At 67.2% G+C, this 3327-nt stretch carries 7 protein-coding genes; 6 read left to right on the forward strand and 1 reads right to left on the reverse strand.

The window, feature by feature from the left end; all coding sequences use genetic code 11:
- From Mterra_RS19945 to rplA, 6 genes are all read left to right on the forward strand, one after another.
- The coding region (locus Mterra_RS19945; RefSeq protein ID WP_476695779.1) for an EF-Tu C-terminal domain-related protein at nucleotides 1-127 on the forward strand (127 nt) is incomplete at its 5' end.
- A gap of 122 nt (nucleotides 128-249) precedes the next feature.
- Nucleotides 250-414 carry a 50S ribosomal protein L33 gene (gene rpmG, locus Mterra_RS19950; RefSeq protein WP_018467911.1) on the forward strand — a complete coding sequence of 55 codons (165 nt, stop codon included), beginning with the start codon at nucleotides 250-252 and terminating at the stop codon, nucleotides 412-414.
- A gap of 17 nt (nucleotides 415-431) precedes the next feature.
- Complete coding sequence (secE, locus tag Mterra_RS19955; RefSeq protein WP_119316701.1) at nucleotides 432-653, forward strand: preprotein translocase subunit SecE; 222 nt, start codon at nucleotides 432-434, stop codon at nucleotides 651-653.
- Nucleotides 650-1207: a transcription termination/antitermination protein NusG gene (gene nusG, locus Mterra_RS19960; RefSeq protein ID WP_119316702.1), complete on the forward strand. Its 558-nt coding sequence runs from the start codon at nucleotides 650-652 to the stop codon at nucleotides 1205-1207. The genes secE and nusG overlap by 4 nt, the downstream gene beginning before the upstream one ends.
- Nucleotides 1208-1328: 121 nt before the next feature.
- On the forward strand, nucleotides 1329-1763 hold the full coding sequence (rplK, locus tag Mterra_RS19965; RefSeq protein WP_027892597.1) for a 50S ribosomal protein L11: 435 nt from the start codon (nucleotides 1329-1331) through the stop codon (nucleotides 1761-1763).
- Nucleotides 1756-2445, forward strand: a complete 690-nt coding sequence (gene rplA / locus Mterra_RS19970) for a 50S ribosomal protein L1 (RefSeq protein ID WP_119316703.1) — start codon at nucleotides 1756-1758, stop codon at nucleotides 2443-2445. Before rplK ends, rplA begins: the two co-directional genes overlap by 8 nt.
- Before the next feature lie 209 nt (nucleotides 2446-2654).
- Here rplA and Mterra_RS22615 read toward each other — a convergent pair.
- A partial coding sequence (locus tag Mterra_RS22615; RefSeq protein WP_170159761.1) for a hypothetical protein occupies nucleotides 2655-3327 on the reverse strand: 673 nt, incomplete at its 5' end.

Consider the following 3327-nt stretch of genomic DNA (forward strand, 5'->3'; position numbering starts at 1 on the left):
CGGCGACAACGTCACCTTCACCGTCGAGCTCATCAAGCCCATCGCCATGGAGGAGGGCCTGCGCTTCGCCATCCGCGAGGGCGGCCGCACCGTCGGCGCCGGCGTCGTCGCCAAGATCCTGGAGTAAACCCAGTGCTTGCGGGCGGGCCCAGCCAGTGGCGCGAAGTGTGGCGCTGGCTGGGCAAGCGCCCTGAGGAGAGGTCTTGTGGGCGCTCTTAGCCGCCCGCGGGCCAAAGAAGGTGAGAGAAGATGGCTAGCGATGTGAGGATCAAGCTCTTGCTCGAGTGCACCGAGTGCAAGCGCCGCAACTACGCGACCGAGAAGAACCGGCGCAACACCACGGGCAAGCTCGAGCTCAAGAAGTTCTGCCCCTGGTGCAACAAGCACCTGCCGCACAAAGAAGTCAAGGTCTGAGGGTTCGGGAGGTTCTCGTGGCAGAACGCACCGGCAACACCCCTCGCCGTCCTCTCCTGGCGCGGATCGTCAACTACTTCCGTGAGGCCCGCGCGGAGCTGGCCCGGGTCACCTGGCCGACCCGCGAGGAGATCATCCAATCGACCCAGGCCATCCTGCTTTTCGCGTTCTTCGCCATGGTCATCCTGGGCCTCTACGACCTGGTCTTCCGCTTCCTGACGGGGCTGATCAACCGATGAGCATCGAATGGTACGCGGTCCACACCTACGTGGGCTACGAAGACAAAGTCAAGCAGAACCTTGAGAAGCGGGTCAAGGCCCTGAACATGCAGGACAAGATCTTTCAGGTGCTGATCCCGGCGGAAGAGGTGGTGGAGCACCGCGAGGGCGGCAAGAAGGAGGTCGTTCGCCGCAAGCTCTACCCGGGCTATGTCTACGTGCAGGTCGATCTCGGCGACGAGGCGGGCGAGGTCAACGAGGCCTACGAGGTGGTGCGCGGCACCCCCGGGGTCACCGGCTTCGTGGGCACCGCCACCCACCCGGTGCCGCTGAGCCCCGACGAGGTGCAGCACCTGCTCGAGGTCAGCGGGCTCGCCGGGAAGAAGGAAAGCCCCAAGCCCCAGGTCTCCTTCAAGGAGGGCGAGGTGGTGCGCGTCATCAGCGGCCCCTTCGCCGACTTCACCGGCGTGGTCAGCGAGATCAACTCCGAGCGCAACAAGGTCAAGGTCCTGGTCTCGATCTTCGGGCGCGAGACCCCGGTCGAGCTCGACTTCGCCCAGGTGGTCCGCTCCTGAGCGAGCGGTGCAGGTTTGGAGTCCAGCGTCGAGGGTGCTTCTTTAAGCCTCGGCCCTAGACAGCGCCCCCAGGGTGCCGGCGATAACACCTCGAAGTTCGAGGGAGCCAAAGGAGAAACAAATGAAGAAGGTACAAGCAATGGTCAAGCTCCAGCTTCCGGCTGGGAAAGCAACCCCCGCGCCGCCCGTGGGCCCCGCCCTGGGCCAGCACGGGGCCAACATCATGGAGTTCGTGAAGGCCTTCAACGCGGCCTCGGCCAACATGGGCGACGCTATCGTGCCGGTGGAGATCACCATCTACTCCGACCGCTCCTTCACCTTCATCACCAAGACCCCGCCCGCCTCCTACCTCATCCGCAAGGCCGCGGGGATCGAGAAGGGCAGCCAGAAACCCGGCCGCGACAAGGCCGGCAAGATCACCTGGGAGCAGTGCCTGGCCATCGCCAAGCAGAAGCTGCCCGACATGAACGCCACCGACCTCGAGGCCGCCGCCCACCAGATCGCCGGTTCGGCCCGCAGCATGGGTCTGGAAGTCGTGGGGGTGCCCAATGCCTAAGCACGGTAAGCGCTACCGCGCGCTCCTCGAGAAGGTGGACTTCAACAAGATCTACACCATCGAGGAAGCCGCCGCCCTGATCCCCCAGATCAGGTCGGCCCGCTTCGACGAGACCGTCGAGGTGCACGTCAAGCTTGGCATCGACGCCAAGAAGTCCGACCAGAACGTGCGCTCGACCGTGGCCCTGCCCCACGGCACCGGCCGCACCGTGCGGGTGCTGGCCATCGCCAAGGGCGAGAAGATCACGGAGGCGCGCGAGGCCGGCGCCGACATCGCCGCGGGCGAGGAGATCATCCAGGAGATCCTCGACGGCCGCTCCGACTTCGACGCCGTGGTCGCCACCCCCGACGTGATGGGCGCGGTGGGCTCCAAGCTCGGCCGCGTGCTCGGCCCCAAGGGCCTGCTGCCCAACCCCAAGGCCGGCACCGTGGGCTTCAACATCGGCGACATGGTCAAGGCCATCAAGGCCGGCCGCATCGAGTTCCGCAACGACAAGACCGGCGTGGTCCACGGCCCGGTGGGCAAGGCCAGCTTCAGCCCCAGCCAGATCGCCGAGAACGTGCGGGCCTTCCTCAAGGCCGTCGAGGGCGTGAAGCCCGAAGGCGCCAAGGGCACCTACCTCCGCACCGTCTACATCACCACCACCATGGGGCCCAGCATCCGGGTCAACCCCAACAGCTAGATCGGTTCCCGCGATAAAGCCCCACGCTGCCGAAGCTCCCCGTCAAGGGGAGCTTTTTCGATGGGGAAGTTGTTAATGGCCGGCAGCGCGGTCATGCCAGGACCATTCCTGAAGCGAGCAAGAGGGCGAGCTACCGGCTCGCCCCCACAAGCGACTCTCGGCTTCCGTCTTCGGTGTTGGGCTACCGGCGATCGGCCATCGGCGTACCCCTAGCGCTCCAGGCCGCACTGCGCCGGCTTGGGCAGGCCCTCGCGCCAGCCGCACCACTCGAGGTCGTGCGCGTTGCCCCGGAATTGCAGGGTGTCGATGGAGGTCAGCTCGAAGCGGAAGCGGCCCTGGGCCCCGGTGATGCTGGAATTCCAGGTCCCCTCGGCGACCATGCGGCCCGCCTCGTAGCGCACCGCGCCCGAAAGACTGCCCTCGCAGAAGCTGCCGCTGATGCGGTTCTCGACGTGCCTTAGCTGCATGGAGCAGTTGTCGCGCGCGGCGAAGTGGGTGAGCCACTCGCCCTGGTAGCCGCAGCCGTCGGGCAGGGGGCTGCCCTTGCGGGCGCCGCACCAGCGGCCGAGCTCGCCCGCCACGCCGTTGAAGCCCCGGCCGTCGGGGGTGAGGGTCCACTCGAAGCTGCGGCGGCTGGTGCCGGCGGTGTAGGTGCCGCGCAGGACGCCGGCCTCGAGCACGCCCTCGATGGCCCCCTTAGCCCCGTTCGCCGCGTTGCGGTAGCTGCCCCGCACCCGCTCGCCCTCGCGCTCGAGCTCGACGTGCCTTAGCTGCATGGAGCAGTTGTCGCGCGCGGCGAAGTGGGTGAGCCACTCGCCCTGGTAGCCGCAGCCGTCGGGCAGGGGGCTGCCCTTGCGGGCGCCGCACCAGCGGCCGAGCTCG

It is taken from the genome of Calidithermus terrae, assembly GCF_003574345.1.
GTDB lineage: Bacteria > Deinococcota > Deinococci > Deinococcales > Thermaceae > Calidithermus > Calidithermus chliarophilus.